At 41.5% G+C, this 6,000-nt stretch carries 6 protein-coding genes and 8 tRNA genes; all 14 read right to left on the reverse strand.

What is annotated here, in order from left to right; translation table 11 throughout:
• Positions 1-34 precede the first annotated feature (34 nt).
• Entirely contained in the window at positions 35-439 is a 405-nt protein-coding gene (locus R8923_RS09960; RefSeq protein WP_485872630.1) for a VOC family protein, read from the reverse strand.
• A 29-nt stretch (positions 440-468) separates the two neighbouring features.
• Positions 469-2,040 carry an amidohydrolase gene (locus tag R8923_RS09965; RefSeq protein WP_485872631.1) on the reverse strand — a complete coding sequence of 524 codons (1,572 nt, stop codon included), beginning with the start codon at positions 2,038-2,040 and terminating at the stop codon, positions 469-471.
• On the reverse strand, positions 2,027-3,268 hold the full coding sequence (locus R8923_RS09970) for an MDR family MFS transporter (RefSeq protein ID WP_485872632.1): 1,242 nt from the start codon (positions 3,266-3,268) through the stop codon (positions 2,027-2,029). Before R8923_RS09970 ends, R8923_RS09965 begins: the two co-directional genes overlap by 14 nt.
• 108 nt (positions 3,269-3,376) lie before the next feature.
• A complete protein-coding gene (locus R8923_RS09975) occupies positions 3,377-3,850 on the reverse strand; it encodes a GNAT family N-acetyltransferase (protein ID WP_485872633.1) in 474 nt (157 codons plus the stop codon).
• Positions 3,847-4,278 (reverse strand): MarR family winged helix-turn-helix transcriptional regulator, encoded by a 432-nt coding sequence (locus tag R8923_RS09980; RefSeq protein WP_485872634.1) that lies wholly within the window; start codon positions 4,276-4,278, stop codon positions 3,847-3,849. Before R8923_RS09980 ends, R8923_RS09975 begins: the two co-directional genes overlap by 4 nt.
• Positions 4,279-4,373: 95 nt before the next feature.
• Positions 4,374-4,913 (reverse strand): cyclic nucleotide-binding domain-containing protein, encoded by a 540-nt coding sequence (locus R8923_RS09985; protein ID WP_485872635.1) that lies wholly within the window; start codon positions 4,911-4,913, stop codon positions 4,374-4,376.
• 347 nt (positions 4,914-5,260) lie between these two features.
• A tRNA-Leu gene (locus R8923_RS09990) sits at positions 5,261-5,344 on the reverse strand.
• A gap of 48 nt (positions 5,345-5,392) precedes the next feature.
• Positions 5,393-5,466: transfer RNA gene (locus tag R8923_RS09995), tRNA-Cys, on the reverse strand.
• Positions 5,467-5,480: 14 nt separating this feature from the next.
• Positions 5,481-5,552: transfer RNA gene (locus R8923_RS10000), tRNA-Gly, on the reverse strand.
• A 7-nt stretch (positions 5,553-5,559) separates the two neighbouring features.
• Positions 5,560-5,631 (reverse strand) — tRNA-Gln (locus tag R8923_RS10005).
• A 15-nt stretch (positions 5,632-5,646) separates the two neighbouring features.
• Positions 5,647-5,719 (reverse strand) — tRNA-His (locus R8923_RS10010).
• 23 nt (positions 5,720-5,742) lie between these two features.
• Positions 5,743-5,816, reverse strand: a tRNA-Trp gene (locus R8923_RS10015).
• Between the two features lie 12 nt (positions 5,817-5,828).
• Positions 5,829-5,912, reverse strand: a tRNA-Tyr gene (locus R8923_RS10020).
• A 15-nt stretch (positions 5,913-5,927) separates the two neighbouring features.
• Positions 5,928-6,000: transfer RNA gene (locus R8923_RS10025), tRNA-Phe, on the reverse strand.

The following is a 6,000-nucleotide window of genomic DNA, read 5'->3' on the forward strand; positions in this document are numbered from 1 at the left end:
GCTCCCTCGCACAAAAGTTCGAGGAAGCTTTTTTTTATTTCTCACAAACAAGTTGCCAAGTTGGACCGAACCTGTCTGTCACCCATGCTACTTTGCTGTATATTCCCATTTCTTCAGGCCCCATCATGACAGTTCCACCAGCTTTAAGGCCATTAAATAACCGGTCAAACTCTTCTTCATTTCGTGTTTCAATAAAAATAGAAGTCGCCCATGAAAAATTAGCGGCATATTTCTTTTCCATATCCATTGCCATGAATTTTTGATTGCCAATTTCAAACACTGTCGTGTAAACCTTGCCTAGCTCGCCAGGGTCACCTTCTTTAAAATAACGAGTTGATAGGATTTTCGCTTCATCAAACAAGTCCACATAAAACTGGACCGCCTCTTCCGCTTGCCCACTAAACGTTAAAAACATGCTGATTTGCGTTTTGTCTAGCATTTTCATCAACCTTTCCGTTTTTGTACATTTTAATACACTTTCTGCCCACTTACAAATGTTTGAATTACTTGAATGTCACGCAAGTCTTTTGGTGCCACTTCAAATGGGTTGGTTGCTAGAACTGTAAAATCTGCCGCAAATCCTGGCGCAATTTTCCCCCGAGAAGAAGGTTTATAGCTCGCTTTTGCACTGCCAGTCGTGTAAAGTGAAATTGCTTCGTATACCGTCAGCGCCTCACCGGGGAAGTATTGCTGTCCATTTAAGTCGCTGTTTGCTGTACGTGTAACTGCAGCATGAATACCGTAAAAAGGATTTGGAATTTCAATCGGGGCATCGCTTCCCCCTGCTAGCGCAAAATCATTTTCAAGGAGCGTCTTCCAAGCAAAAGCACGCTTTGGATAATTCTCACCTAAAACATCCAGCGCCCACGGTAAATCACTCGCCATAAACTGCGGCTGAACATCGAACAGAAGCGGCATCCCTTTTGCTTCTGCAATGAGTTCATCCGTTAACCAAGGCGTGTGAATCATTCGGTCATGTAAGCCACTTTTAGGCGGATATTTTTTAAGAACACGAAGCACCTCTTGAAAAGCCGCATCGCCAAGAATATGAATCGCCACCGGAAGCTCTAACTCCCGCGCTTTCTTTACAATCGCACGAAACTCCTCGTCCGAATGGATTTTTAACCCGTGGTGGTTCATATCATCCGCATACCCATTCTTCATATAAGCCGTTTTCGACCCCACCGTGCCGTCAAAAAAGATTTTCACAGCATCTAGCTCCACATAAGCATTTCCGTCCATAAAAAGCTCCTCTTCCTGCTTAAACGCTGCCAGTTCTGCGTGATGAATCAAAAGTTGCGCGCGAAATGGAAATTCTGAACAAATGGTTTCACGAAAAACGCCTAATGTTCCTTTAAAGCCATTAAAATAGTGCAGGTCCTCTGAATGCGCCCCTGTAATTCCTTTTTTCCACAAATCACAAATCGCGAGTTCAAGCCATGTTTTCATTTCAGCCGCTGTTGGAACTGGAAACGCCTCGATGGCTAGATTTGTCGCATTATCTTTTAGAATACCCGTCAATTCGCCAGATTCATCTACATCGATTTCACCGCCCCCTTCAAACTTTGCGTCTTTAGTCAAAGAAATGGCTTCCATAAACGCGTGATTAACCGTCACGCTATGGTAATCAATGCGCCTTACAAGTAGCGGGTGTGTTTGGCTAACGCTATCTAGGTCATTTGCTGTTAGTAGCGTTTTGTCATCTGTCCATTTATTTTCATCATAACCTTCTACAAAAAGCCACTCTGTTTCCGGAAGCCCCGCCAAGTGCTGCTTAATTAGTTCTAGAGCTTGCTTTTTCGTTATTGTTTCGTTTAAATTCAAGCGAGCAAGGGATTGTCCGTACCAAAGCAGATGAATATGTGAGTCGACAAAGCCAGGAAAAACAGTGGCTCCGTTCAAATTAATTCGCGTAGCCTTTGGATATATGCTTGGGTCGACATCCACTTCTCGAATTCTATCCCCATCAATTAGAACATTTCGCACAAATTCGCCTTCTTTTTCCATCGTATAAAAGCATGCATTCTCAAGTAGCTTCATGCATTTCCGCCTCCATTCCCACTTTATTTAAATTTGCTTTTTTCTGCGTATAGGCTTGTAGTGTAATCGTGATAATAGCAAGAAGTAGCAGGCTGAAAATCCCGACAAACAAAGCGACTATTCCGCCAAAATTCGTCACAACAACAGCACCTAGAAATGGTGCAAGCATTCGCGCTGCTGTTGCCATCCCGTTCACCAGCCCTTGATAAAGCCCAGCTCTTCCTTTTGGCGCTAGCTGATAGGCAATCGTTGGAATTGCTGGCCAAGCAAACATCTCACCTAGCGTCAGAAAAATCATTCCCAGTACAAATCCACTATAAGCTGTTGCTTGTGCCGCAAATATAAATGATAGTACAAATAACAAAATGCCAATATAAACTTGAAGCAATAAATATTTTTTAAAACGGTGAATCAGCGGAATTAAAATAAATTGCCCTAAAACAATTAGCGCCCCGTTTAAGCTCCAAAGCTTTCCGTATGAAGACGCTGAGATGCCAACATCCGCTGTCATATATGTTGATAAATTAGACTGCCACTGCACATGTGGCAATTGACAAAAAAGATAAGTTAAAAGTAGCAATCCCATTGAGATAACTCCCCATTTTGTCGCCTTCTCACGCGTTCCACCGCGCTTATGGTGCTTTGTTTCCGTACTCAATTTTTCAGATTTCCAATCAATTTTCCTAAAAAAGATAAAGAAGAAAAGGGCATAGAAAATGGCGAAAAAAAATGCTCCGACATACACCTGACCCGTACCGCGCTCTGCCAAAAAGCCAGCTAAAAATGGTCCAATTGCAACACCGATATTTTGCGCAACATAAATCGCATTAAATCCTGTACACCCACCACTAGGATGAGTAAGTCCAGCCGCCGCATATAATCCAGCAAAAACCATCCCCATCGCTACACCAACAATCCAAAGGTTCCAAATAAAAAAAGGATAGCTATGTAAGGTCATTAAAAGAAACGTCCCAACAACCAAAATACAAGTTCCAATCATAAGCGAAACATAGCCCGTTAGCCGGTCAAAAATAATTCCACCAACAACACTCGCCACCATCCCTACAAAAGAATTCACAAGCAATACAAGCGAGGCGTCCATGTTTGACATGCCAAGCTCTGTCGTCATATAAACCATATTAAATGGCCAAATAAAAGAGAGCCCTGTATACAAAAGAACCATCCCAATAATAACAATCCATAAATCACGAGGTAACCATTTCCCCAAAAAACCCGCACCCTTTCTCAAAATAAATCACAATCATTAGTATAGCTCACAACCTATCTTTTGTAAAAAAATGAAAAAACAGCTGGGCGTACCCAAACTGCTTTTTTCCTATAGCACTTTATGATAAAACTTCGAATCTACTTCCAAAACATCAAAATCGGCTGGTAAATCGGCATTTAAAATTTCATTATAACCATTCTTCTCATAGAAACGATGTGCCGCCTTAAATTTATCTGTCGTCCCTAGAAAAATATGTGATTTCCCGTTTTCAGCGCAAAATTCTTCAAGCTTCTCTAGAAGCCGTTGCCCCGTCTGATGCCCTTTTCCTCGGTAACTTTCATCCGTAAAAAGCTTCCGAATCGTTGCATTCGGCCCATCCATAAACCATGTTGCAATTGTTCCTACAACCGCATCGCCTTCGCGTGCAATAAAGAATCCTCCGTTCGCATAGGCATTCTGAATATCCATTAAATCTGGCTGGTCAGAAAGTGAAATGGGTACATTGAACTCCTCCTGCTGAATTCGCAAAATCAAATCAACAACCGCCTTATGATATTTCTCCGTATATTTTTCGATTTTCATACCAATTCCTCCTTTGAGAGCAGTTTTTCAATCACACCCATTGCTTTAACTAGCTCCTTCTTCTCCTCACTCGTCAACTCCCGCATCATTTCGCCAAGCGCCATATTCGCAAGTGCCACAAATCTTTCAATTTCTTCACACCCCTTTTTTGTAATAAAAAGAGCAAAGTGCCGTTTATCAAAAGCAAGCTGCTTTTTTTGAATAAGCCCCGCCAGTTCAAACTTTCTCACGATGCGACTCATATATCCTCGGTCAACCCCAAGCGCATCGCCAATCTCAGAAGCCGTCTTCCCATTCTCAATATCAATTTGTTGCAAAACCCTCACTTCAGTTAGCGGATACGGATTATTGTAAATTTCCAAATCTAATTTTCCCAATACACTCGCATAAAATCGATTAAATTGCCGCACTTCACCAATTGGATCCATCCAGGTCCCCCACTTTCATTTCCAATAGTATAGAAGAAATAATTGACTTTGTCAACTATTTCTTCTATACAAGCATTCAACCTGAATGCCCCGTCCTATTCTTGGCCTTGAAAAGTCATCTCCCATTCTTCCTTTTCAAGTAAAATCCAACTACGATTTCGAATTTCAATGCGATTTTCTTTTACTAAATCATTTTTAATTTTAACAAAGTATTCCCGACTTACATTACTATATTTTGCAAGTATCGACTGATTACAAGCAATTGGAATGTAGATTTCCTGATCGTTTTCAATCCCAACATCCATTGCAATTTGATATAAAATTGCCTCAATCCGCTCCCTGCCAGGCAACTTATATCTCTCAAGTGATTCAGTCATTCGCTTCATCGTATCGTTAATAAATTCATCCGTATACTTTTCATGCTCAATCTCCATTAAAAAGCTTTTTCCTTTAGAAAAAAATTGAAACCATTCATGCTGAGAATCAAGACGAAATATATTCCCCTGCTTTAAAACCTTAATTAAAGTCCCATTGGATTCCTGCACAAGGTATCCTTCTACAACTAAAAAAACTCCCTCACCATGAATCTGCTGGTTTCCTGTAAAAGCTATCACTTCTTTTTTTGGTATATACATATAATCTCCTCCAGATTCTATCACTCTACTCCTAATAAGGAAAAAAGTTAGCTGTTTGGCAGACAGCTAACTCCAATGGGATTGTGGCAACTAAAAGTAATCAGAATCGTATAGGTGCCTGGTGAGCAAATACAATCTTTTTTAGAAGTCACAATGTGATAATTCTATAATAACACATTTTTCTTGTGTTAAATTTGTCTATTTGTACATTTTTAACCCTAAATTGTGACCATTTTTTTACAATTTCTCATTCTAGAAAATTCAATCAATTTATTTTATCGTTGTAAAACTTAATTTTACAGAAAACAAAAACCTCAGCGCCTATAGAGCGCTGAGGTTTACTTCGATACCGGCGGCCGGGGTCGAACCGGCACGACCTTGCGGTCACTGGATTTTGAGTCCAGCGCGTCTGCCAATTCCGCCACGCCGGCATAATAATTTTATAAACATATTATAAAATTTTTGAAAGAAAAAAGCAATGGAGGCGCCAACCGGATTTGAACCGGTGATAAAGGTTTTGCAGACCTCTGCCTTACCACTTGGCTATGGCGCCTTAAAAAAGAAAAAAGCGGAAGACGGGGTTCGAACCCGCGACCCCCACCTTGGCAAGGTGATGTTCTACCACTGAACTACTTCCGCAAAAAAACTGGGCTAGCTGGATTCGAACCAGCGCATGACGGAATCAAAATCCGTTGCCTTACCGCTTGGCTATAGCCCATCAATAAAATAAAAGGGCGGATGATGGGAATCGAACCCACGAATGTCGGAACCACAATCCGATGCGTTAACCACTTCGCCACACCCGCCATAATTCAATTATAAACTCTTATGGCAGGGGCAGTAGGAATCGAACCCACACTGGAGGTTTTGGAGACCTCTGTTCTACCGTTAAACTATGCCCCTATTAAACAAAAATGGTGGAGGGGAGTGGATTCGAACCACCGAACCCGAAGGAGCGGATTTACAGTCCGCCGCGTTTAGCCACTTCGCTACCCCTCCGTATTAAGATAAAAGTGGCTTGGGACAGAATCGAACTGCCGACACCTTGAGCTTCAATCAAGTGCTCTACCAACTGAGCTACCAAGCC

Source organism: Listeria tempestatis (genome assembly GCF_963575625.1).
GTDB classification, from domain to species: domain Bacteria; phylum Bacillota; class Bacilli; order Lactobacillales; family Listeriaceae; genus Listeria; species Listeria tempestatis.

Bases quoted from the DNA above. Each gene is read 5' to 3' on its own strand.
- R8923_RS09960 (WP_485872630.1), bottom strand. From the start codon at position 439: ATGCTAGACAAAACGCAAATCAGCATGTTTTTAACGTTTAGTGGGCAA.
- R8923_RS09965 (WP_485872631.1), bottom strand. From the start codon at position 2,040: ATGAAGCTACTTGAGAATGCATGCTTTTATACGATGGAAAAAGAAGGC.
- R8923_RS09975 (WP_485872633.1), bottom strand. From the start codon at position 3,850: ATGAAAATCGAAAAATATACGGAGAAATATCATAAGGCGGTTGTTGAT.
- R8923_RS09980 (WP_485872634.1), bottom strand. From the start codon at position 4,278: ATGGATCCAATTGGTGAAGTGCGGCAATTTAATCGATTTTATGCGAGT.
- R8923_RS09985 (WP_485872635.1), bottom strand. From the start codon at position 4,913: ATGTATATACCAAAAAAAGAAGTGATAGCTTTTACAGGAAACCAGCAG.